The 22149-nt window shown below is 71.0% G+C and carries 22 protein-coding genes; 15 read left to right on the plus strand and 7 right to left on the minus strand.

The window, feature by feature from the left end:
• Positions 1-222 precede the first annotated feature (222 nt).
• Positions 223-852 (plus strand): phosphoribosylglycinamide formyltransferase, encoded by a 630-nt coding sequence (gene purN / locus ABZ833_RS31870; protein ID WP_361053754.1) that lies wholly within the window; start codon positions 223-225, stop codon positions 850-852.
• On the plus strand, positions 849-2435 hold the full coding sequence (gene purH, locus ABZ833_RS31875) for a bifunctional phosphoribosylaminoimidazolecarboxamide formyltransferase/IMP cyclohydrolase (RefSeq protein WP_361053757.1): 1587 nt from the start codon (positions 849-851) through the stop codon (positions 2433-2435). The genes purN and purH overlap by 4 nt, the downstream gene beginning before the upstream one ends.
• Here purH and ABZ833_RS31880 read toward each other — a convergent pair.
• From ABZ833_RS31880 to ABZ833_RS31905, 6 genes are all read right to left on the minus strand, one after another.
• Complete coding sequence (locus ABZ833_RS31880) at positions 2407-2748, minus strand: hypothetical protein (protein WP_361053761.1); 342 nt, start codon at positions 2746-2748, stop codon at positions 2407-2409. The genes purH and ABZ833_RS31880 overlap by 29 nt on opposite strands.
• 77 nt (positions 2749-2825) lie before the next feature.
• Positions 2826-4232, minus strand: a complete 1407-nt coding sequence (locus ABZ833_RS31885; protein WP_361053764.1) for a serine/threonine-protein kinase — start codon at positions 4230-4232, stop codon at positions 2826-2828.
• Positions 4233-4309: 77 nt separating this feature from the next.
• Complete coding sequence (locus ABZ833_RS31890; protein WP_361053767.1) at positions 4310-4933, minus strand: M23 family metallopeptidase; 624 nt, start codon at positions 4931-4933, stop codon at positions 4310-4312.
• 125 nt (positions 4934-5058) lie between these two features.
• Positions 5059-6465: a serine/threonine-protein kinase gene (locus ABZ833_RS31895; RefSeq protein ID WP_361053770.1), complete on the minus strand. Its 1407-nt coding sequence runs from the start codon at positions 6463-6465 to the stop codon at positions 5059-5061.
• Positions 6462-7217: an FHA domain-containing protein gene (locus tag ABZ833_RS31900; RefSeq protein WP_361053773.1), complete on the minus strand. Its 756-nt coding sequence runs from the start codon at positions 7215-7217 to the stop codon at positions 6462-6464. Before ABZ833_RS31900 ends, ABZ833_RS31895 begins: the two co-directional genes overlap by 4 nt.
• Positions 7218-7341: 124 nt before the next feature.
• A complete protein-coding gene (locus tag ABZ833_RS31905; RefSeq protein WP_361053776.1) occupies positions 7342-7965 on the minus strand; it encodes a hypothetical protein in 624 nt (207 codons plus the stop codon).
• A gap of 265 nt (positions 7966-8230) precedes the next feature.
• On the opposite strand from ABZ833_RS31905, the gene ABZ833_RS31910 reads away from it, so the two are divergent.
• The 12 genes from ABZ833_RS31910 (at position 8231) to ABZ833_RS31965 (ending at position 19615) form a co-directional block, all read left to right on the plus strand.
• On the plus strand, positions 8231-9097 hold the full coding sequence (locus ABZ833_RS31910; protein ID WP_361053779.1) for a bifunctional methylenetetrahydrofolate dehydrogenase/methenyltetrahydrofolate cyclohydrolase: 867 nt from the start codon (positions 8231-8233) through the stop codon (positions 9095-9097).
• A 19-nt stretch (positions 9098-9116) separates the two neighbouring features.
• Positions 9117-9641 (plus strand): DUF3017 domain-containing protein, encoded by a 525-nt coding sequence (locus tag ABZ833_RS31915; protein ID WP_361053782.1) that lies wholly within the window; start codon positions 9117-9119, stop codon positions 9639-9641.
• Positions 9642-9891: 250 nt separating this feature from the next.
• Positions 9892-11046 (plus strand): sensor histidine kinase, encoded by a 1155-nt coding sequence (locus ABZ833_RS31920; protein WP_361053785.1) that lies wholly within the window; start codon positions 9892-9894, stop codon positions 11044-11046.
• A complete protein-coding gene (locus tag ABZ833_RS31925) occupies positions 11047-11733 on the plus strand; it encodes a response regulator transcription factor (protein ID WP_361053788.1) in 687 nt (228 codons plus the stop codon).
• A 324-nt stretch (positions 11734-12057) separates the two neighbouring features.
• Positions 12058-12588, plus strand: coding sequence for a helix-turn-helix transcriptional regulator (locus ABZ833_RS31930; protein WP_361053791.1), 531 nt, complete (start codon positions 12058-12060; stop codon positions 12586-12588).
• A gap of 329 nt (positions 12589-12917) precedes the next feature.
• Positions 12918-14090 (plus strand): XRE family transcriptional regulator, encoded by a 1173-nt coding sequence (locus tag ABZ833_RS31935; protein WP_361053795.1) that lies wholly within the window; start codon positions 12918-12920, stop codon positions 14088-14090.
• Positions 14091-14498: 408 nt separating this feature from the next.
• Positions 14499-15488: a malate dehydrogenase gene (locus tag ABZ833_RS31940; RefSeq protein ID WP_361053798.1), complete on the plus strand. Its 990-nt coding sequence runs from the start codon at positions 14499-14501 to the stop codon at positions 15486-15488.
• 211 nt (positions 15489-15699) lie between these two features.
• Positions 15700-17562, plus strand: coding sequence for a hypothetical protein (locus tag ABZ833_RS31945; protein WP_361053801.1), 1863 nt, complete (start codon positions 15700-15702; stop codon positions 17560-17562).
• A complete protein-coding gene (locus ABZ833_RS31950; protein WP_361053804.1) occupies positions 17559-17939 on the plus strand; it encodes a hypothetical protein in 381 nt (126 codons plus the stop codon). Before ABZ833_RS31945 ends, ABZ833_RS31950 begins: the two co-directional genes overlap by 4 nt.
• A gap of 10 nt (positions 17940-17949) precedes the next feature.
• Entirely contained in the window at positions 17950-18729 is a 780-nt protein-coding gene (locus tag ABZ833_RS31955) for a hypothetical protein (protein ID WP_361053808.1), read from the plus strand.
• Between the two features lie 83 nt (positions 18730-18812).
• Positions 18813-19061: a helix-turn-helix transcriptional regulator gene (locus ABZ833_RS31960; protein WP_361053810.1), complete on the plus strand. Its 249-nt coding sequence runs from the start codon at positions 18813-18815 to the stop codon at positions 19059-19061.
• A complete protein-coding gene (locus ABZ833_RS31965) occupies positions 19058-19615 on the plus strand; it encodes a hypothetical protein (RefSeq protein ID WP_361053813.1) in 558 nt (185 codons plus the stop codon). Before ABZ833_RS31960 ends, ABZ833_RS31965 begins: the two co-directional genes overlap by 4 nt.
• A gap of 11 nt (positions 19616-19626) precedes the next feature.
• Here the strand turns inward: ABZ833_RS31965 and ABZ833_RS31970 are convergent, their stop codons facing one another.
• Complete coding sequence (locus tag ABZ833_RS31970) at positions 19627-20409, minus strand: hypothetical protein (RefSeq protein WP_361053816.1); 783 nt, start codon at positions 20407-20409, stop codon at positions 19627-19629.
• 156 nt (positions 20410-20565) lie between these two features.
• Between ABZ833_RS31970 and ABZ833_RS31975 the strand changes: the two genes are divergently transcribed.
• Positions 20566-22095 carry an aldehyde dehydrogenase family protein gene (locus tag ABZ833_RS31975; RefSeq protein ID WP_249588237.1) on the plus strand — a complete coding sequence of 510 codons (1530 nt, stop codon included), beginning with the start codon at positions 20566-20568 and terminating at the stop codon, positions 22093-22095.
• Positions 22096-22149: the final 54 nt, after the last annotated feature.

The raw sequence follows: 22149 nt of genomic DNA on the forward strand, positions 1-22149 counted from the left end.
TGCGTCTTCCCCTTGGTTGAGCGAGCTTCTGGACGGTGTGACGTCGCTGTGACGTCCTGGTGCAGACGCTACCTTCCGGCCGCGCCCCCGTCCCGTGAGGGGCCGCACCGTGTGCCGGTATCGTTGCTGACGGTCGGCCGCTTCGTAGAGTTCCCCGTATCGCGGGGTGCGAAGCCTTTGTACGACCCTACAAAGACGCACCTCCCGAGAAAGGGCCCCGCTGTGGCCAAGAGCCCTGTGGCCAAGCGCCTCGTCGTGTTGGTCTCCGGATCAGGCACGAATCTGCAGGCTCTGCTCGACAAGATCGCGACGGACGGGACATCGGGCTACGGCGCCGAGATCGTCGCCGTCGGCGCGGACCGCGACGGCATCGTGGGGCTCGAACGTGCCGAGAGCGCCGGGATTCCCACCTTCGTCTGCCGGGTGAAGGACCACGCGACGCGCGACGAGTGGGACGCGGCGCTGGCCGAGGCGACCGCCTCGTACGAGCCCGATCTGGTCGTGTCGGCCGGGTTCATGAAGATCGTGGGGAAGCGATTCCTCGCACGGTTCGGCGGCCGGTTCGTCAATACGCACCCCGCCCTGCTGCCCAGCTTCCCCGGGGCCCACGGCGTGCGCGACGCGCTCGCGTACGGCGCGAAGGTCACGGGATGCACCGTCCACTTCGTCGACGACGGCGTCGACACCGGCCCGGTCATCGCCCAGGGCGTGGTCCCGGTCGGGGATGAGGACGACGAGAGCGCTCTGCACGAGCGCATCAAGGAAGTCGAGCGAAGGCTGCTCGTCGATGTCGTGGGGCGTCTGGCCCGCAACGGCTACCGCATTGAGGGACGAAAGGTACTTATCCCGTGACCGCCGAAGGTACGCACGGTTCGCAGCGCCCGATCAAGCGCGCGCTCATCAGCGTCTATGACAAGACCGGGCTCGAGGACCTCGCGCGCGGGCTGCACGAGGCCGGCGTCGAGCTCGTCTCGACCGGTTCGACCGCCGCGAAGATCGCCGCCACCGGGGTGCCCGTCACCAAGGTCGAGGAGCTCACCGGTTTCCCCGAGTGCCTGGACGGCCGGGTCAAGACGCTGCACCCGCGCGTGCACGCCGGGATCCTCGCCGACCTGCGCCTCGACGACCACCAGCGCCAGCTCGCCGACCTCGGCATCGAGCCGTTCCAGCTCGTCGTCGTGAACCTCTACCCCTTCAAGGCGACCGTGGCCTCGGGCGCGACGCCCGACGAGTGCGTCGAGCAGATCGACATCGGCGGCCCCTCGATGGTCCGTGCCGCCGCCAAGAACCACCCCTCGGTGTCGGTCATCACGAGCCCCTCCCGGTACGCGGACGTGCTCGCCGCCGTGCGCGACGGCGGGTTCGACCTGACCGCCCGCAAGCGCCTGGCCGCCGAGGCCTTCCGCCACACCGCCGAGTACGACCTCGCGGTCGCCTCGTGGTTCGCGGACGACTACGCCTCCGACAGCTCGGCCTTCCCTGAGTTCATCGGCAGCGCGTACGCCCGCAAGAACGTCCTGCGCTACGGCGAGAACCCGCACCAGGGCGCCGCCCTCTACGTCGACGGCAACGGAGGCCTCGCCGAGGCCGAGCAGCTGCACGGCAAGGAGATGTCGTACAACAACTACACGGACACGGACGCCGCGCGCCGTGCCGCGTACGACCACGACGACCCCTGCGTCGCGATCATCAAGCACGCCAACCCCTGCGGCATCGCGATCGGCGCGAACGTCGCCGAGGCGCACCGCAAGGCGCACGCCTGTGACCCGCTCTCCGCGTTCGGCGGCGTGATCGCCGTCAACCGCCCGGTCTCCAAGGAGATGGCGGAGCAGGTCGCCGACATCTTCACCGAGGTCATCGTCGCGCCCGAGTACGAGGACGGCGCCCTCGAAGCCCTCACCAAGAAGAAGAACATCCGCGTCCTGCGCGCCCACAAGGCCCCGTCCAACACGGTCGCCCGCGAAAGCAATTGGGAACGTAAGCAGATCGACGGCGGCGCGCTCCTCCAGGTCACCGACCGCCTCCAGGCCGACGGCGACAACCCCGCCAACTGGACGCTCGCCACGGGCGACGCCCTCAACGCGGGCGAGCTCGCCGAGCTGGCCTTCGCCTGGAAGGCGTCGCGCGCGGTGAAGTCCAACGCGATCCTGCTCGCCAAGGACGGCGCGTCGGTCGGCGTCGGCATGGGGCAGGTCAACCGTGTCGACTCCGCGAAGCTCGCCGTCGAGCGGGCGGGCGAGGAGCGGGCGCACGGCGCGTACGCCGCGTCGGACGCGTTCTTCCCGTTCCCCGACGGCCTGGAGATCCTGACCGCCGCGGGCGTCAAGGCCGTGGTGCAGCCGGGCGGTTCGGTCCGTGACGAGCTGGTCGTCGAGGCCGCGAAGAAGGCGGGCGTGACGATGTACTTCACGGGTACGCGGCACTTCTTCCACTGAGCCCGAGCGAGTCCTGTGGCAAACGGTGGCCGCGCCCTTCCCCCGAGGGCGCGGCCACCGTCGCTTCGCAGGTGGCCAGTGTGTGGGCGTGACGGACGCGGGCATCGCGGGACAGCCGGTCCGCGTAGCCCGGGTCGGTGTGGTCGTGGCCGTGCGCGGCCACGCAGAGCGCGAGCGGCAGATCGATGCGGGGCCCCGCGGACCGGGTCCCCAGTGGCGCCGCATCCCCCGTGGACGGCCCCGCGCACCCGGCCGCGGCGATCATCGACACCGCCGCCGCGGCCGTGCACGCCAGCCTGAGCGTGCGCTTCATGTGGTGCTTCCCCCCTGCTGTGCCGTCCCCCTTGGCGGCACGTGAACACCATGACGGCGTGAACGGCGGGGCGGTACCTAGGAGTTCTGAGGGTCGGCTCCGCACTCCTCGATCCAGCGGTGGGAGAGCACGACGTACGTGCCCGTCAGATTGCCCTGCTGGCCGACGGACGTGCAGCCCACCGGATCGCGCTCGTCCCGGTAGACGTCCTTCCACCGGTACTTCCAGCCGCGCCCCACGTAGTACGCGACGTCATGGAGCGGTGAGGCCGCGTCGCCGTTGTTGAAGATCGAATGCACCTTCTTGGTGCGCGTCCAGGGGCATGTGCGGCCGCCCTGCGCGAGCCAGTCGCGGTCGTCGCTCTCCCACGCGCACATCTCCCCGTTGCCGTACCGCTCGCTGAAGAAGCAGACGGAGAGCTTCGGGCAGCGGTGATAGCCGTACGTGACGGGGTCGTCCCGCAGCACCTCCACGAGCCCCGCCGTGAGCGCCATGGCGGCCACCACCGCCCCGGCCCCGACCACGACGGGCCGCCCCGGCCTGCGCACCCGCACCCACCGCGGAAGCCGCCGCACGGACGCGAGCCCCGCCGCCCGCTCCACCCGCCCAAGGAGCGCCTCCGTGTCCTGCACGGCCCGCGCACAGTGCGTACGGGCCAGGCAGTCGACGACGATCTCCCGCCATTCCTCCGGGAGTTCGGGGGAGAGGCGCAGCTCGTCGAGGCCGCGCGCGTATCTCACGACGGCGTCCCTGCGGGCCGACGGAGTGCCGCCGGGCAGCGGGTAGGTGCCGGTGAGGACGAGGTGGGCCAGGACGCCGAGCGCCCAGATGTCCGCGGTCGGACGGATCTGCTGCCCGCGCTCGCCGATGTCCGACCAGAGCAGCTCGGGCGGGGTGTAGTCGGACGTGGAGAAGGCGGGCGTGTACGCGTGGGTGCCCTCCATCTCGGCCGCCATGTTGAAATCCGCGAGGCGGGCCGAACCGTCCTTCATCAGCAGGACGTTGGCCGGTTTGAGATCGCCGTGCACCCACCCCGCACGGTGCAGCTGACGCAGCCCCGCGCAGACCTCGGCGAGCAGCGCGGCCCCGTTCACCGGCGGCAGCGGCCTGTCCAGGAGCCCGGCGAGCGAGCCCTCCGCCTTCTCGAGGACGAGGACGGTGGCGCCGTCGAGCGCGGGGTGCTCCGGGTCGTCCACGGTCAGCGTGTCGTACATCCGGATGAGCCGCGGGGAGCGCAGCTTGCGCAGCAACTCGACCTCGCGTTCGGCCAGTTCGCGCAGGTGGTTCAGCTGGCGCGGGGTGCGAAGTCCTGTGGGCAGGAACTTCAGCGCGACGGTCCGGGGCAGCCCATCGGCGGGCGTGCCCCGGCGGGCCGCGTAGACACTCCCGAAGGCGCCGCTGGCCAGGGGCTCACCCACGACCCAGGGCCCGATGCGATAGCCCTTCGGTACGTCGACGGCGTACGCACCGCCACTGGTGCTCATGGCTGCGCCCCCCATACTCCGGTTCCGACGTGGGCCCAGAGTATGAGGGGTGCGGGATGCGGTGAGAGTGTCTCGGGTCAGGCGACGCAGTTGCGACTGGTCACACTCGGCCATTCCTTGTTGGATCCGGTGTAGCGGACCCCGTTGAAGTCCACGGCCTTGCGGTGACGCTCGTCGGTGAAGTTCCCGGACGCCAAGTACCGCTGCTCATAGTGCAGATGGGCCCACCCGGAGTTCCCGGAGGTACCGATCCGCCCGATCTTCGTGGACGCCTTGACCTTGTCGCCCTTCTGAACGTACTTCGTGGGCGCGTCCTTGAGGTGGTAGTACGCCGTGAACCAGCCTCCCCCGTGGCTCACCTGGATCGTGTTCCCGGAGCCCGTGTCCTTGTACGTGGCGGACACCGTCCCCTTCGCCGAGGCCAGGACGGGCTTGCCGTCCGAGCCCGTGTTGCCCTTCACGACCATGTCGAGCGCCGGGCTGTGCCCCCAGGTGTTCAGCTGCCACTTGGTCCCGCACGGAAAGGGCATCTGAAAGGCAGGCTTCGCGGCGGCCGACACCTGGTCGTCCCGCTGGTCGTGCGGTGCCGCCTGGGCGAGCCCCGGTGCGGTGAGCAGCGCGGCACAGACCCCCGCCGTGCCGATGGCCGCCATCGCTGAACGCGTCGTCGTGCGTTTCGTCGTGCGCGTCGTTGTGCGCATGGAATCTTCCCCCTGGAATTCCGTGCCACCCCCGTGGTGGTGGGACTGAGGTTAGGAGGGGTGCGAGGGGGCGGGGTACCTCATACGTCAGAGGGTCGGCGGGCAGAAGTCCGGCCGCCAGAGGGTCAGCACCCCTCGATCCAGCGATGGGAGAGCGGCTTGACCGGTGGGGTGAGGTTCTTCTTCGTCTGCACCTCGACGCAGCCGAGGCGTTCCCCCTTGAGCCTCGGCTTCGCGAAGTAGACGACGTCGACGAACTTCGTGCCCATGTCGGTGTCGTGGCCGTTGTTGTAGATCGACCGCGGGCTCGCCTGCGCCGTCCACGCGCACTTGCCGTCGCCCGTGAGCCAGTTCATGTCGTCGCCGACCCAGGTGCACATCTGACCCTGGCCGTCCTTCCCGGAGAACGCGCAGACGGAGCCCACGACACAGCGGGCGTAGCCGGACTTGGGTCCGCCTGTCGGAGTGCCCGGGTTCTCCTCGTCGAGGAGGGCGTTCAGGCCGAAGCCGAGTGCGGTGAACGTGACCGCCGCCGTGGCCGTGGCCAGCAGTGCGCGGCGGACGCGGCGGGTGCCGGGTCCTGGCCGCCGGGGGAGCCGGGGTGCACGGTCGGCGCCCGCCGCCTCCTCGGCGCGGCGGAGCACCGACGGGGCGTCGTGGGCGGCGCGTTCCGCGTGGGTGCGGGAGAGGCAGTCCGTGATCAAGGCGTGCCATTCCAGCGGGAGTTCGGGGGAGAGGCGCAGCTCGTCGGTGCCGCGCGCGTAGCGGATGGCGGCGTCTCTGCGGGCCGACGGAGTGCCGCCGGGCAGCGGGTAGGTGCCGGTGAGGACGAGGTGGGCGAGGACGCCGAAGGCCCAGATGTCGGCGGTCGGGCGGATCTGCTGGCCGCGTTCGCCGATCTCGGACCAGAGGAGTTCGGGAGGGGTGTAGTCGGGTGTGGAGAAGGCGGGCGTGTATGCGTGGGTGCCCTCCAGCTCCGCCGCCATGTTGAAGTCCGCGAGGCAGGACGAACCGTCCTTCATCAGCAGGACGTTGGCCGGTTTGAGGTCGCCGTGCACCCAGCCCGCGTGGTGGAGCTGGCGCAGGCCGTCGCCGATCTGGGCGAGCAGGGCGGGACCGGACCGCGGCCGGTGCGACCGGGCGAGCAGCACGTCCAGGGATTCCGCGGCCTCCTCGAGGACGAGGACGGTGGCGCCGTCGAGCGCCGGGTGCTCCGGGTCGTCCACCGTCAGGACGTCGTACATCCGGATCAGGCGCGGGGAGCGCAGCTTGCGCAGCAACTCGACCTCGCGCTCGGCCAGTTCGCGCAGATGGTTCAGCTGGCGCGGGGTGTGCGTGCCGGTCGGCAGGAACTTCAGGGCGGCCCGCCTGGGCAGCTCCGGGTCGCCGGACGCGGTCCGCCGCGCCGCGTACACGCTGCCGAAACTGCCGGTCGCCAGCGGCTCGCGCACCTGCCACGGGCCGATCCGATAGCCCTTGGGCACCGAGACGGCGTAGACGAGACCGCCCGCCGGATCGTTGCCCGCACTCATCGGCCGACGCCGCCGGGGGGCGGGATCAGGACGACGAGATCGTCTTCGCGTACGAGATCGAAACGCAGCGCGAGCGAGACCAGCGACTCCTTCTTGCCGTTGAGGCGTGGGCCCGAATCGGCCGTGTCGGGGCCGGGCTTGAGGCGGAGCTTGACCGCGAGGTAGTCGATGTTCCACTGCACGGCGGCGCGGTTCGCCGAGGGCCAGCCGGGCCTGAGGCGGTCCACGACCTGCTCGACGGTGGGCAGCGGGGCGTGCGGGGCGCCGCGCAGGCGCGGTTCGCACAGGGCGGCGAGCACGGCGAAGTACCGCTTGGTGCGGTCGACGGAGAAGGCGGGGCGGGTCGTCGCGCCGACGATCCCCGCGCGGTCCAGGCCGCCCAGGTAGTCGTGGCGCGGCGCCCACACCTCCAGGTGCAGGAGCTCGCCCGCGGCGGGCAGCACGATCCGGGAGAACTCGAAGGGCACGGGCGCGTCCAGACGGCCGGGACCCACCTTGATGTGCTCGCCCGCGCCCTCGGGGTTCTCCACCACGTACGTCTGGTGGGCGCTGAGGTTGCTCAGTATCCAGAACGCGCCGTGCGCGGCGATCTCGCCTGCCGCGCGTGAGACGCCCTCGTGGTCGATGGGCAGGTCGTTGGCCTCGGCCGATCTGCCGAAGGTGAGTCTTTCGCCCGGGGCGAGGCGGAGTTGGCCCGCGCTCGCTGGCTGCTGCTCCACTGTCCGTGGCGGCACGACGATGATGCTGTACAAGGCCTGTCCCCCTCACGCCCGACGTGGTCAGAGTAGAGCGAGAACCCACGGGCCGTGCCCCCCTCGGCAGGGTGAGCACGGCCCGTGGGTGTGAATGGCTTGTGCGGCGCGGTTGGCGCCCGCCTCAGTAGCGGGGGCGGTTGAACCACGCGGTGCCGCTGGGGACGACCGGGGCGATCGTGATGATGACGGCGAAGGTGACCCAGATCAGCGGGCCGATGATGGCGGTCGCGAGACCGGAGTCGAGGCCGACGAAGAGGCCGATCAGGCCGACGATGCCACCGAGCGCGCCGTAGACGACCGTGGTGATCCGGACGCCCTGACCACCGCGGCTGAACTTCACGCCGAGCGTGATGGAGAGCACCGCGAGGGCGGCCGCGATCAGCGCACCGATGATGGCGATACCGGCCACCGCGTCACCGGCCTCGCCCATGCCGCTCAGGCCCAGGTCCTCACCGCTGTCACCGGCGTCGCTCGCGATCGCACCCACGTAGAGGTAGATGATCGCGAAGAGTATCTGCACGGCCGAGATGAGGAACAGGAAGACGCGGGCCGTCACGAGGAGCCCCGGCATCGACTGCTGCATCATGTTGCCGCCCGGGTAGCCGGGGTACGCCGGCTGCTGCGGGTAGCCGTAGCCCTGCTGCGGCGGGACACCGGGCGGGGCCTGGGGATAGCCGTACCCGGGAGCGGCCGGGGGCTGCTGGGGCGGCTGCCCGTAAGGGTTGTTCGGGTCGCCGTAACTCATGGCGGTCTTCCTCCGTCGGGTAATGCGGGGACGACGCGGCACATCACGGAGGAAGTTCTACAGATGCGGTCCGTCCCCCCGACACTGCCCGCGGCACTGTGCCGCATATCGTTCTTTAGGCCAGGCTTATTTGTCCAGCCGCATTCCCTATGTGTTGTGCAAGTGCAACAGAGCTGGTCAGGTCTCGGGACACAGCTGGGACACAGCCGGGCCGCGACGGCGCCCTGATTGGTACCGGGCGGGTCTCATCCGGGAAGATGGAGTCATGACCGCCCAGATTCTCGATGGCAAGGCCACCGCAGCCGCGATCAAGTCCGAACTGACCGTCCGCGTGGCGGCCCTGAAGGAGAGGGGCTTCACGCCCGGCCTCGGGACTGTTCTGGTCGGTGACGACCCGGGCAGCCAGAAGTACGTCGCCGGGAAGCACCGCGACTGCGCGCAGGTCGGCATCGCCTCGATCCAGCGCGAGCTGCCCGCCACGGCGACGCAGGACGAGATCGAGGCCGTCGTCCGCGAGCTCAACGACGACCCGGCCTGCACCGGCTACATCGTGCAGCTCCCGCTGCCCAAGGGCATCGACGAGAACCGCGTCCTTGAGCTGATGGACCCGGACAAGGACGCCGACGGCCTGCACCCGATGAACCTCGGCCGCCTTGTCCTGAACGAGCCCGCGCCGCTGCCCTGCACGCCGAACGGCGTGATCACGCTGCTCCGCCAGCACGGCGTGGAGATCAACGGCGCCGAGGTCGTGGTCGTCGGCCGCGGTGTGACCATCGGCCGCTCGATGCCGCTCCTGCTCACCCGCCGCTCGGAGAACGCCACGGTGACCCAGTGCCACACCGGCACCCGTGACCTGGCCTACCACCTGAAGAAGGCCGACATCATCGTGGCCGCCGCGGGCGTCCCGCACCTGATCAAGCCCGAGGACGTGAAGCCGGGCGCCGCGATCCTGGACGTCGGCGTCTCGCGCGACGAGTCCGGCAAGATCGTCGGCGATGTGCACCCGGGCGTCGGCGAGGTCGCCGGGTGGATCTCGCCGAACCCCGGCGGCGTCGGCCCGATGACGCGCGCCCAGCTGCTCGTCAACGTCGTCGAGGCCGCCGAGCGCGCCGCGTCCGCCGCCGCGAGCTGAACCGGGAAGGGTGAAGCCCATGAGCGCAGAACCTGAGCAAGGGGCATCGCCGGCCGACGCTGCGGAGGCCCCGGAGACCGTGGAGGCCCCGCAGGCCGTGGAGGACGCCGAGGCCAAGGGCGCCGTCAGCGCCCCCGGTCCCGGCGGGCCGAAGAAAACCACGCGGCGCTTCCCGCTCCTGACCCGGGACACCGCGCGGCCCGAGGGCGGCGGCAGGGCGGCGCCCGGCGACGCCCCCGCGCCCGCCCGCCAGTGGCCGCTGCTCAGCGTGCTCTCGACGGTGGGGCTCGGGCTGCTGCTCACGGCCTTCGACGTGTTCCGCGTCGGCACGATACTGATCGGCCTCGCGCTGATCGCGGGCGCCTTCATGCGGTGGGCGCTGCCCGGCGTCGGCATGCTGGCGGTGCGTTCGCGCTTCACGGACATGGTCACGTACGGCGTGCTCGGCGTGGCCATCGTGCTCCTCGCGATGATGGCGCAGCCCCATCCGTGGCTGGAGATCCCGTTCCTGGGCGACACCTTGCACCGGACGATCACCACGTAGCAGGCGGTCGCACGACGTGGCCGGCGGCCCGTCCTCTCCCCCGGGGAGGACGGGCCGTCGCCGTATTCCGGGGGCCCCCGGCGGCCTCGGCGGCCCCGGACAAGAAGTTACGGCGGTGGGGCGGGGGAGTCGTCCCGTGCCGGGTTGAGGTTCGGGCGCGCCCTGCGGAGTACGCCGGTGGTTCCTGCAACGTCCGCTGTACCGCGGTGGTTTGACGTACCTGTGCCCGCACCGGGGCTACGCTGCGGCGATGCGGATCCGCCCCCTCGTCGCCGACACGTCGATCGCGGTCGCCCTGACCACGGTCGCCGTGCTCCTCGGGCAGGAGTCGGCTCGGCAGAGGTGGCCCGAACTCGACGCGCTGGGCTATGCGTTGGTGGCGCTCGTCAATCTGCCGGTCGTGTTCCGCTCGAAGGCGCCGCTCGCGGTCCTGCTCCTGGTGCACCTGGTGTGGATCGGGTACGTCACCGTCGGCTACTGGCCCGTCGTGAACACCTTCGCGCCCATGCTCATGGTCTACACGGTCGCGTCCCTGCGGCCCGCCCGCGTCTCCGTCCCCTGCGCCGCCCTGATGAGCGCCGTCTGGATCTACGCGGGCGTGGTGAGCGAGGGTGCGGCGATGGCGTCCGTGGTCGGGCAGGCCATCGGATTCCCCCTGGTGATCTGGCGGTTCGGGTACGTCGCGCGCCGCTCCGCCGAACTGGCCCGGCAGCTCAAGCGCGAGCAGGACGAGCGGGCGCGGCGCGAGGTGGCCGAGGAACGCGGGCGCATCGCACGGGAGTTGCACGACGTGGTCGCCCACCACATGTCGGTGATATCCGTGCAGGCGGGCCTCGCGAAGTTCGTCTTCGCCTCGGATCCGGCCACCGCCCACGCCGCGCTCTCCACCATCTCCGGCACCAGCGGCGAGGCGCTGGAGGAGCTGCGGCGCATGCTGCGGGTGCTGCGGGCGCGGGAGGACGGCGACGGCGCGCCCGACGCCCCGATGCCCGGTCTCGCGAGGCTGGGCGAGATGGTCGAGCGGGTGCGGGCCGGGGGCGTCGCCGTCGAGCTGCGCGTCGAGGGGGCGCGGCGGCAGCTCGCACCCGGCATCGAACTCTGCGCGTACCGCGTGGTGCAGGAGGCCCTGACCAACGTACTGAAGCACGCGCGAGGGGCCGGAGCGGTGGTCGAACTGCGCTACGAGACACACCATGTGACGGTCTCGGTGACCAATGACGGAGAGGGGGTGATTCCGGACAGAGTGGTCACGGGGGGCGGTCACGGGTTGATTGGGATGAGGGAGCGGGCCAAGCTCTACGGCGGGACGATCAGCATCGGTCCGCTGAGCGAGGGAGGGTTCGCCGTGCGCCTGACTCTGCCGACCTCCGCGCAGGCCGCATCGCAGGGGGACGGCGCGACTTAGATGACCAGGGTGCTCGTGGTCGACGACCAGTTCCTCATCCGGGCCGGTCTCGTGGGGCTGCTGCGTGCCGCCCCCGGCATCGAGGTCGTGGGTGAGGCGGGTGACGGCGCCGAAGCGGTCGAACTCGCCGCGACGACCCGGCCCGACGTGATCCTGATGGACATCCGCATGCCCGGCATGAGCGGGATCGTGGCCACCGAGAAGATCCTCGCCGAGGCGCCCGAACCGCCGCCGCGCGTCCTGGTCCTGACCACGTTCGACCTCGACGAGTACGTGTACGGGGCGCTGCGGGCCGGGGCTTCGGGATTCCTGCTCAAGGACTCGGGGCCCGAGCGCCTGCTCGCCGCGGTGGCCGCCGTCGGCGGCGGTGACGCGCTCTTCGCGCCCAGTGTCACCTGCCGTCTCGTCGAGGCCTTCGCCCGGCAGGCCGGTGCCGGGGCGGCCGGTGACTCCGCCGAACCGCTCCCGGATCTGCGGGCGTTGACCCTGCGCGAGGTCGAGGTCCTGAAGCTGATCGCCACGGGCCTGTCCAACGCGGACATCGCCGACCGCCTCTACATCAGCGAGGCCACCGTCAAGACCCACCTCAACCGGACGATGTCCAAACTCGACCTGGACAGCAGGGCGCAGGCCGTGGTGGTGGCGTACGAGACGGGCCTCGTCACGCCGGGCGGCGGCGACCGCTGACCTGGCGGACGGAACTCGGCGGACAGGAGCCCGGCGGACAAGAAGCGCCGCCGGACAAGAAGCCCCGCCCGGACAAGAAGACGGCGCCCGTCCTCTCCCCCGTGGGAGGACGAGCGCCGCCGGTTCATGGGGGCCGTTCCAACGGGATCCAGCGTCATGCCCCCGCCAACTCCGTACAAGGGATGGGTTGCCCCTGTGGCACGGAGGTGACCATTCCGCAACGGTGTTCTCGGCCCGCAACAGATGGCCGCCCCGTGCGGAAGGAACCACTTCGGGTCGCGCAGCCGTCATGGGGGCAAACGGGGCACATGCTGGGGGTGAAGCATGAGTGCTGCCTGGCAGCCGCTTCCGGAGGCACTTCCGCCGGAGGTGCGGCAGCTCGTGGAACAGCTGCGGCTGCTCAAGGACCGCACCGGCCTGAGCCTGGTCGCGCTCGGCAAGGAGACGGCCTACAGCAGGTCCTCCTGGCAGCGTTACCTCAGCGGCAGGCAGCCACCGCCCCGGCAGGCGGTCGCGGAGCTGTGCCGGGTGGCGGGGGAGGACAGCGAACGGCTCTGCGCGCACCGGGAGATGGCCGTCCGTGCGTGGCCGCAGGGCGGGGCGGGCGATGCGGGGTCCGCTCCGGGTGTCGTACTGAGCAAGGCGGGCGAGGATGTGCCCTCTGCCCGGCCGGGAAGGCCACGGCGGCCGCCGCGCCCCCGCACATCACGTGCCCGCCCGTCACGTGCCCGCCCGTCACGTGCCCGCCCGTCACGTGCCCGCTCGTCGTGGACGTGGCGCTCCGCCGCCGGGGTCACCGTGTTCCTCGTCCTCGTGGTGCTGCTGGAGGGGCTGCTGCGGTACTTCATTCTGTAGGGCCGCCACGACGCGATGGCGGGGGCGCTTCGCAAAAGCATCAAGCCGTGCAAACGGGATGCTTTGGGGCGTCCCAGGTCGCTACCAGGGGTTCCGCATCGTGGACCCCGACTGCGGTGGGACACTGGACGTTGGACCGCATGGAGTGCGACGGTGCACGCCAGTGGCCCGAATGCTCCCGTGCGCCCCCCGTCCGGGAACTGACATCCTGACTTTTGGCATCCCTCTGGGTAGCCCATGACAGGAGCAGCGGGGGCTGCCCCATGGGCAGAGCGGGGGACACCACGCGCGGGGGCACGTTGGCACGTACGGGGGGAATAGGGGGAGTAATGCCTCGTTGGAAGGCACTACCGGATGAGCTCGATCCGCAGGTCAGGGAGTTCGCCAGTCAGCTGCGCAGGCTGGTCGACCGGAGCGGTCTGAGCATCGCCGCGGTGTCGGACCGCACTGGGTACAGCAAGACGTCGTGGGAGCGCTATCTGAACGGGCGACTGCTCGCTCCGAAGGGTGCGATCGTCGCGCTTGCCGAGGTGACGGGCACCAACCCCGTTCACCTCATCACCATGTGGGAACTCGCCGAGCGCGCGTGGAGCCGCTCCGAGATGCGGCACGACATGACCATGCAGGCGATCCGGATCTCCCAGGCGCGGGCCGCGCTCGGAGAGCTGGGGCCCAATCCGCCCAAGGGCAAGGGCAGCGGTGGTACGGCGCGCAACGGCGCGGCGGGCGCCGGCACGGGCCCTGGCGCCGGTGCGGGCACCGGTGTCGATTCCGCCGACCGTCCCGACCGTCCCGACCAGCCCAGCCGCTCCGACCAGCCCAGCCGCTCCCACCGTTCAGGCCGTCCCGGCGGGAGCGTCACCGGGGTCGCGGGCCCCGCGGGCGTCTCGCCCACGGTGCCGCCGCAGTCGCCGTCGTACGCGGCAGGGGGCGGCGGCGACCAGGGAATCGTCTTCGGGCCGCCCGGTACGCACGAGCCGGGCCACGGCGGGGACTCGCCCGACCGGCAGCGGCGGCGCAGGAAGCTGACGATGTTCCTCGCGGGCGTCGTCGGCGCGCTCGTCGTCATCGCCGCCGCCGTCTTCCTGACGGACTTCGGCAAGGACGACAAGGGCGACGAGAGCGCCAAGCCGCCGGCGTCGCCGAGCACGAGCGACAAGGACCTGCCCGCGGGTGTCGAGTGCAGCGGCAAGAGCTGCACCGGCAAGGACCCGGAGACCATGGGCTGCGGCGGCGAGCTGGCCGGCACGACGGCGCGCCAGACGGTGGGCAAGGCGCTGATCGAGGTCCGCTACAGCAAGACGTGCGGAGCGGCGTGGGCGCGGATCACGCAGGCGGCGCCGGGCGACAAGGTGACCATCTCGGGCGCGGGGGGCGCCGAGCAGAAGGGAACCGTGAACGCGGACTTCGACGCCTACACACCGATGGTGGCCGTCAAGGACGGTGCGTCGGCCAAGGCGTGCGCGACGCTCAAGGCCGGCCAGACCGGCTGCACCAAGTAGGCGCCGTCCGGGGCGGGCCCGAGGAATGACCCCCGGGAGGTGGCGGCCACCACCTCAGGGGGGGGGAGCGTGGCGGCCGCCCGGGGGTGTGACCACTCCCGTGGGGGTACTGGTCCGTGTGCCCGCACTTGCACGAGCCATGCCTGTCGATTTCGCAGAAATTTCGCGGACCCGGGGCGCGGGCTCCGAACGGGGGCTCCGGACCGCCTCCGACCAGCACGGGTGGACCTTTGTGGGGTGGGCCACACCCTCCCGGGGTTCGGGGGTCGACGGGGCGCGATAGCCTGGCGGCGGATCTCTCTTGATGCCAAGAGATCGATCATCGAGAGGCGATCGACGAGGGCGTCGGCAGGGGATCCAGCACAAGGGGCAGGGACCCCCACCGCCAGCTGTCTTACGGAGATCGCCATGACCCGCACTCCCGTGAATGTCACCGTCACCGGCGCGGCCGGCCAGATCGGCTACGCGCTGCTCTTCCGCATCGCCTCGGGCCACCTGCTCGGCGCGGACGTGCCGGTCAACCTGCGACTGCTCGAGATCACGCCGGCCCTGAAGGCCGCCGAGGGCACCGCCATGGAGCTCGACGACTGTGCCTTCCCGCTGCTGAACTCGATCGAGATCAGCGACGACCCGAACGTCGCCTTCTCCGGCGCCAACGTCGCCCTCCTCGTCGGCGCCCGCCCCCGCACCAAGGGCATGGAGCGCGGCGACCTGCTCTCCGCCAACGGCGGCATCTTCAAGCCGCAGGGCAAGGCCATCAACGACAACGCCGCGGACGACATCAAGGTCCTCGTCGTGGGCAACCCGGCCAACACCAACGCGCTCATCGCGCAGGCCGCCGCCCCGGACGTACCGGCCGAGCGCTTCACCGCGATGACCCGCCTGGACCACAACCGCGCGCTCTCGCAGCTGTCGAAGAAGACCGGCGCCCCGGTCTCCGACATCAAGCGCCTCACCATCTGGGGCAACCACTCGGCCACCCAGTACCCCGACATCTTCCACGCGGAGATCGCCGGCAAGAACGCCGCGGACGTCGTGAGCGACCAGTCCTGGCTCGCCGACGACTTCATCCCGACCGTCGCCAAGCGCGGCGCCGCGATCATCGAGGCCCGTGGCGCGTCCTCGGCCGCCTCCGCCGCCAACGCCGCCATCGACCACGTCCACACGTGGGTGAACGGCACGGCCGCCGGCGACTGGACCTCCATGGGCATCCCGTCGGACGGTTCGTACGGCGTGCCCGAGGGCCTCATCTCCTCCTTCCCCGTCACCACCAAGGACGGCAAGTACGAGATCGTCCAGGGCCTGGAGATCAACGAGTTCTCACGCACGCGCATCGACGCGTCGGTGCAGGAGCTCACCGAGGAGCGCGAGGCGGTTCGCGGTCTCGGCCTCATCTAGTACGTCCTGGCGTGCGGCTCGGTCCGTACGCCCGCGTCTCCACCTCGCCCCCGGCGGCCACTCGATCGGCTGCCGGGGGCGAGGTGCGTCCGGTCCTCACTCGTGTGAGTGGCGGGATTTCACTTGTTCGAGGGGCATAATCACCTTTCTGTGGCCCCTGCACACACGCTCCGTTACCCTCCAATTCCGCTTCATCCCAACGGAGTTGGCCATGGCAGGTAACACCGAGGCCACCAGACTGCTGTGCGCCGGCGTCCATCTGGACGCGGTGTTCCGCAGGAGGGTCGTCGCAGAACTGGTCGGTCACGCGGAGCGCCCCGTGGCGCCGCCGCTCGGTGCCGACGTGCTCCCGGTGCTCGCGCACGCGCTGCGCGCCCGGCGCGAGGAACTGATCACCGCGCTGCTCCTGGCGGCCGTGTGGCTCGGGTTCCTCGTCACCGACGCGGTGATGCTCTGGGACGAACTCGATGACTCCAGTGGCGGTGAGTCGGGCATGACCGGCGAGGACATCGCGCTGCTCGCCTTCGACCCGGACGACCTCGTGGACGCGGGCCCCGGCGGCACGTTCGGCGCCTTCGTGCCGGGCGGCTGGGCGATCGGGTACGCCGTGGTGGTCCTGCTGCTGTGGCTGGCGCGGGTCGTCTCCGGGCGCGGCACGGACGGCGGGATCCTGCGGCGGATGGAGCTTCCCGCGCCGCTGGCCTGGCTGCGGCGCAGGATCGGCTGGCTGGTGACCGCCTTCGTGTGGTGGTGCGCCGCCGCGTACGCCTTCTCCGCGATCTCCGTGATCAAGGACACCCCGTATCCGGTGATCTTCCCGCTGCTCGTCGCGGCCGTGGTGTGGCGCCATCAGTTCCTGCGCAAGCGGATCCTGCGCACGCAGCTCGCCCGGCAGGCCTTCGCCGAGACCGAACAGCCGCGCATCCCCCGGCGGTTCTCCCGCATCGCCGACTGCATCCACCGCGAGCAGAACGCCCCGGTCACGCTCTACGACGCGAACCGCCCCTTCGTGGGCGCCGGGAAACCCCGCAAGCCGTGGTCGGTCGTCCTTGAGCTGCAGCGCGCCGAGAAGCAGACGAACGGCGCGCTGCCGACCCAGCGGGCGTACGAACCGCTCACCGCGCGCGAGGTCATCAAGATGATCGAGCCGCGCCTCAAGGACCTGCGCAGGTCCGCCGCGGCCACCAGCGTGGACCGGCTGCGGGACCTGGAGATCGAGGAGTTCGTCTACCTCCCCGCGGGCGCGGGCCGCGACGAGCAGCTCTACACCGGACAGGGACACGAGACCGCGGGGCTCTACGACGCCGGGCAGGTCGCCCGGCACATCGAACGGGCGGCGGGCGAGGGCGGCGAGGCGCGGCGCCACTTCCTGCGGATCCGGGTCGGCGCCTGGAACGAACAGGTCGTCGTCTCGCTCCTGGTGAGGGTGCACACGCAGGGCGGCATGCTGGTCCTCGAAGTGGTGCCGCACGTGCTCGGGCCGATCGTCCCCGCGTTCCGCGAGGTCGACTCGATCGTGGCCAGTGAGCCGGAGGGCCCGGTCCGTGACGCCCTGCGCGCCTGCGTCGACGGTCCCGCGGTCGGCGTGGCGATCGGCATCGCCGCCCTGCGCGCCCTGCCCTCGCTCGTCCCCTCGTTCCGGCTCTGGCTGGCCCAGCCCGAAGCGCCCGACGCGTCCGACGGGGCGGCTCCCACGGTTCCCACGCCTTCCACGACTCCCGCCGCGCGTGCCGCGCGCGCCCTGCGGTCCGTGTGCTCCTGGCTGGAGATCGGCCGTCCCGTGCAGGCGCCGCCGGACGCCCCGCTGGTCTCGCTGCGCCAACTGGCGAGCACCGACGAGCTCTCGCTCTTCCAGGAGATGGACGTCGCCCGCTACACCCGCACCCTCCAGGACCGCATCGGCGAGGGCGTCCGCGACGCGCTGCGGGCCGGTGGCTTCCGCACGGACCGGCTCGAGCAGAACATCACGCAGATCAACAACAGCGGGGTCTACATCACGGAGATGTCCGGCGGCGCCATCGCCACCGGATCCCACGGCCAGGCCACGCACACCACCGAGAGGAGCACGGCATGAGCGGCGACGGGGACAACGGCGGCGGTGCGCACGTCCAGATCGGTTCGATCACCGGCGGTTCGCAGGCCTTCGGCTCGCACGGCAAGGCCGAGTCCACCAACCACACGGTGGTGGTGTCCGATCCGAAGCAGCAGCATCTGCTCACCCAGGTCCGTGCCCTGCGCGGTGAACTGCGTCAGGCCGCCGAGCGCACGCCCGACGACGAGGCGCTCGACGCCGAACTGGGCGAAGTGGAACGGGAGATCGGCCGCGCGGGCCACGGCGACAGCGGACTGCTGGGCAGGCTCCGTACCCGCCTTGAGCAGTACGGCGCCGCCGCCGCGACGGCCGCGTCCGTGACGGCGGTCCTCCAGGCGATCGCCCAGATCACGGGCTGAGGGACGAGCGGTGCGGATCTTCGACGCCGACCGCCAGGAGTGGGTCGGCCACGAGCAGGAACAGCGGATCGCCGAGCTCCACGACCGGGACGCCGTGCGCCAGGGCAAGGCGCTGCGCGGCGCCGTGACGGTCCTCGCGGTGTGCGGCCTCGCCTTCGGCACCTGGGCGCTCGGCTGGAAGGACGAGCCGGGGCCGCGGGGCTATCTGACGGTGCTCCAGCAGCCCGCGCCGAGCGGGGACAAGAACGCCGGGAGCGGGGACAAGAACGCCGAGGGGGACACCGCGGCGCCGTCCCCCGCGGGCGTGCCCCCGGCCCCGTACGAGGAGGTGTTCGACCAGGAGGGCTTCCGGCTCGCGGTGCCGCGGGGCTGGGTCCGCGATCTGGTCGAGCCGACGGAGGGCTTCAACGTCGTCAACTACCGCAGTCCTCAGGGCGACCGGCGGCTCCAGGTGTACCGGGTGGGGGAGTCGTCGCCGTACGAATCGCTGCGGACCTGGCTCGACGAGACGCCGATGCCCGGCGGCTTCGACCAGCTCGCCCCGGTGGAGCGCACGGACGACGACGGCCGCCCGGCGGCCCGTCTCGACTACGTGGCCGACAAGTTCAAGGGCGAACCGGACATCGGCACGTGGCACGTCATCGACCATCGCTTCGAGGCGGTGGACGGCGAGCTGTACGCCCTCGCGGTCTACGGCTCCGACGCGGACGGCAGGGACGACGAGGAGGAGTTCATGTCGACGGCCCTGTCGTGGTTCTGCCCGCCGGACGAGATCTGCCCCGAGCCCTGATCGCTGAGTCTGCCCCGAGCCTGGTCACCGCCCAACAGTCCTCTCTGTTGCCAACCTGCTGAGCAATGTAGTACTTCTTATACATGAGCGAGCAGGTGCACAACAGGCTGGCGATGGTGCGCGCGGAGCGAAAGGTGTCGCGCCAGAGCCTGGCCGAGGCAGTGGGGGTCCACTACCAGACCATCGGCTACATCGAGCGCGGGCAGTACAACCCGAGCCTCGACCTGGCGCTGAAGATCGCGGTGTTCTTCGGGCTGCCAGTGGAGGCGCTGTTCTCCCTGGAGCCGTTCAGCCCGCTCACGAACGAGGTCTACGGGAGGAGTCAGGGATGACGGGCCAGCAGGTGCAGGAGAGGTCGACGCAGCGGATGACCGGGTACGACCGGCGGATGTTCGCCCTCATGAACCGGCGCGAGGGGGCGCCGATGTACGCCACCGCCGTGCGCAGGCGGTTCGCGGTCGGCGCCCACATCACCCTGACCGTGGCGAGCGTCGCGGCCTGGCTCCTCACGGTCGTCGGCGATCAGCGCTGGGCGATGTGGACGATGCTCGGCCTCCTGCTGCCGTGGTGTGTCGCCACCGGCGTCATCAACGGCGCCACGCGCGGCCTGCTCGAACTGCGCGAACGCGCCCTCGACGAGCGGCAGCGCGCGGAGCGGGTCCGTGTCGCGGCGCGCGCCCGCCAGGTGATGCAGTGGCTGCTCCTCGCGGCCGCCGTCGGCGCGGGGATCGCTGCCTACCAGGGGTGGGGCGCCGAGGGGCTGCTCTTCCCCGTGCTCTTCACCGCGTTCGTCGTGCACTGGCTGATGCCGCTGTGGGTGGCCGGGCTCGCCGTGCAGGACGACCCCGCGGACCTCGACCCCGAGGGTCTGGACGAGATTCCGTAGGTGTCCGGCCTTCAGTAGGTGTTCGGCTTGTCCGTCACCTGGCCCTGCAGCTGGGACACGTCCACGGAGTCCTCCTCCGACGGAGTCTTCGACGGGACCGGCTTGTCGTAGTCGCCGAGCGTCAGCGTCGAGTCGGTCCCTCCGCCCTTCTCCGTGGCCCTGACCAGGTACGGAGTGCCTTCGGTCGCGACGTACAGCGTGGTGGTCTTGCCGTCCTCCCTGCCGGAGACGGGGATCGCGGGGGTGCCGTCGACCTTGGTCGGCTCGCCCTTCTTCAAGGCCGTGTTGTCGTCCGACTTGTCCTTGACCTCGTCCTGGATCGTGTTCAGGTCGCAGACCCCGGCCATGTCCTTGAGCAGGGCGTCGTCGGTCGTGCCGTAGAGATAGCGGTCCCCGACGACTTCGGCGGCGGCCTCGCCCTGGCCGCCGGGGAGCTGGGCCTTCCAGAAGGCGAGGTCGGGCTTCATCCACACCTTCTCGCCCTGTTTGATCAGCTCCAGGCTGCCGCCGTCGTCGGCCATGCGCAGCGAGCCGACGCAGTTGTCGTCCTGGTCCAGGGTGAGGTCCATGGAGACCGGCTCGGCGCTGTCGGTGTCCGAGCCCTTCTGCTCCAGCTTCAGGTGCACCGACTTGGCGTCCAGCAGTTCCTTCTCCGCCTTGTCGGAGATCTCCTGTGCGCTCAGATCCTCCGTGTCGGCGAGCGCGACAGACGGTGCGACCAGGAGCGCGGCCGCCGTACAGGCCGCCGTGCAGACCGCGGTGCCCCAGGCCTGCCTCTTGGATATTCCGCGCATAGCGCCACCTCCAGGGATAAACCCCTCTTCGAGCGTACGTTTCGTCCCAGGTGCCTGCACGCGCAGTGACACAGCGCACTTTCAGTTATGTAATGCGCATGGTTTCTTCACGTCAGGGCAGGTGGACCCGGCTACCGCGAGTGACAGGCGGGGCGTATGACAGGAACGGAAGGCAAACGGGACGTGTCCGCACAACAGACCATCCATGTGGGCGGAGAGTGGCGTAACGCCCTCTCCGGCGCCACGCGCGAGATCCTCGACCCGGCGGATGCCAAGCCGTTCGCACTGATCGCCGAGGGCGGCACCGAGGACACCGACGCGGCCATCGCCGCCGCACGCGAGGCCTTCGACCACGGACCGTGGCCGGCCACGCCCGTCGCCGAACGGGCCGCGCTGCTGCGCCGCGTCGCAGACCTCCTCGTACGCGACCGGGAGAAGATCGGGCTCCTGGAGAGCCGCGACGCGGGCAAGACCGTCGAGGAGGGCCGTGTCGACGTCGACTGCGTCGCCGACGCCTTCCGGTACTTCGCCGACCTGGTGATCGGCGAGGGCGCCGGGCGCGTGGTCGACGCGGGGTCCGACGACATCCACAGCGTCGTCGTGCACGAGCCGGTCGGCGTGTGCACGATGATCACGCCGTGGAACTACCCGCTCCTTCAGGCCAGCTGGAAGGTCGCCCCCGCGCTCGCCGCGGGCAACACCTTCGTCATCAAGCCGAGTGAGGTCACTCCGCTGACGACGGTCGCGCTGATCGAGCTGCTCGTCGAGGCGGGCCTCCCGGCCGGTGTCGCCAACATCGTGACCGGGCCCGGCCACACCGTCGGCGCGCGCCTGTCCGACCACCCCGACGTCGACCTGGTCTCCTTCACCGGCGGCCTCGTCTCCGGCACCAAGGTCGCCCAGGCCGCGGCGCTCGGCGTCAAGAAGGTCGCCCTCGAACTCGGCGGCAAGAACCCGAACGTCGTCTTCGCCGACGCCTGCGCCACCGAAGAGGGCTTCGACACCGCCGTCGACCAGGCGCTGAACGCCGCCTTCATCCACAGCGGTCAGGTCTGCTCCGCCGGTGGCCGCCTCATCATCGAGGAGTCGGTGCGCGAGCGCTTCGTCGCCGAACTCGCCCGCCGCGCAAGCCGCATCAGGCTCGGCCGCGGCACCGAGGACGGCGTCGAGTGCGGCCCGCTCGTCTCGCAGCAGCAGCGCGAGAAGACCGAGGCGTACGTCGCGTCCGCCCTGGAGGAGGGCGCGGTCCTGCGCACCGGCGGCAAGCGCCCCGAGCCGAGCGAGACGCGCCCCGCCACCGGCTACTTCTACGAGCCGACCGTCCTGGACCAGTGCCACCGCGAGATGCGCGTCGTGCGCGAAGAGGTCTTCGGCCCGGTCCTGACCGTCGAGACCTTCCGCACCGAGGACGAGGCCGTCGCGCTCGCCAACGACACCGAGTACGGTCTCGCGGGCGCCGTCTGGACCAACGACGCGGGCCTCGGCCGCCGCATGGCCCGGCGCCTGCGCCACGGCACGGTCTGGATCAACGATTTCCACCCCTACCTGCCGCAGGCGGAGTGGGGCGGCTTCGGCAAGAGCGGCGTCGGGCGCGAGCTCGGACCCGCCGGACTCGCCGAGTACCGCGAGTCGAAGCACATCTACCAGAACCTCGCACCGCAGCCGGTCCGCTGGTTCGCGGGCTGAGGCCCGACACGTAGAGGCGTGCGCGGGGGCGGCAGTCCCGCCCCCGCGCACGTA

It is taken from the genome of Streptomyces sp. NPDC047525 (genome assembly GCF_040643025.1).
In the GTDB taxonomy this organism is placed as follows: domain Bacteria; phylum Actinomycetota; class Actinomycetes; order Streptomycetales; family Streptomycetaceae; genus Streptomyces; species Streptomyces durmitorensis.

Coding starts and splice junctions, on each gene's coding strand:
- ABZ833_RS31950 (WP_361053804.1), top strand. CDS start 17,559: ATGAGCGGCGACGGGGACAACGGCGGCGGTGCGCACGTCCAGATCGGT.
- ABZ833_RS31890 (WP_361053767.1), bottom strand. CDS start 4,933: ATGCGCACAACGACGCGCACGACGAAACGCACGACGACGCGTTCAGCG.
- ABZ833_RS31965 (WP_361053813.1), top strand. CDS start 19,058: ATGACGGGCCAGCAGGTGCAGGAGAGGTCGACGCAGCGGATGACCGGG.
- ABZ833_RS31880 (WP_361053761.1), bottom strand. CDS start 2,748: ATGAAGCGCACGCTCAGGCTGGCGTGCACGGCCGCGGCGGCGGTGTCG.
- ABZ833_RS31975 (WP_249588237.1), top strand. CDS start 20,566: ATGACAGGAACGGAAGGCAAACGGGACGTGTCCGCACAACAGACCATC.
- ABZ833_RS31925 (WP_361053788.1), top strand. CDS start 11,047: ATGACCAGGGTGCTCGTGGTCGACGACCAGTTCCTCATCCGGGCCGGT.
- ABZ833_RS31960 (WP_361053810.1), top strand. CDS start 18,813: ATGAGCGAGCAGGTGCACAACAGGCTGGCGATGGTGCGCGCGGAGCGA.
- ABZ833_RS31920 (WP_361053785.1), top strand. CDS start 9,892: ATGCGGATCCGCCCCCTCGTCGCCGACACGTCGATCGCGGTCGCCCTG.
- ABZ833_RS31940 (WP_361053798.1), top strand. CDS start 14,499: ATGACCCGCACTCCCGTGAATGTCACCGTCACCGGCGCGGCCGGCCAG.
- ABZ833_RS31930 (WP_361053791.1), top strand. CDS start 12,058: ATGAGTGCTGCCTGGCAGCCGCTTCCGGAGGCACTTCCGCCGGAGGTG.
- ABZ833_RS31905 (WP_361053776.1), bottom strand. CDS start 7,965: ATGAGTTACGGCGACCCGAACAACCCTTACGGGCAGCCGCCCCAGCAG.
- ABZ833_RS31970 (WP_361053816.1), bottom strand. CDS start 20,409: ATGCGCGGAATATCCAAGAGGCAGGCCTGGGGCACCGCGGTCTGCACG.
- ABZ833_RS31945 (WP_361053801.1), top strand. CDS start 15,700: ATGGCAGGTAACACCGAGGCCACCAGACTGCTGTGCGCCGGCGTCCAT.
- ABZ833_RS31915 (WP_361053782.1), top strand. CDS start 9,117: ATGAGCGCAGAACCTGAGCAAGGGGCATCGCCGGCCGACGCTGCGGAG.
- ABZ833_RS31895 (WP_361053770.1), bottom strand. CDS start 6,465: ATGAGTGCGGGCAACGATCCGGCGGGCGGTCTCGTCTACGCCGTCTCG.
- ABZ833_RS31935 (WP_361053795.1), top strand. CDS start 12,918: ATGCCTCGTTGGAAGGCACTACCGGATGAGCTCGATCCGCAGGTCAGG.
- ABZ833_RS31910 (WP_361053779.1), top strand. CDS start 8,231: ATGACCGCCCAGATTCTCGATGGCAAGGCCACCGCAGCCGCGATCAAG.
- ABZ833_RS31885 (WP_361053764.1), bottom strand. CDS start 4,232: ATGAGCACCAGTGGCGGTGCGTACGCCGTCGACGTACCGAAGGGCTAT.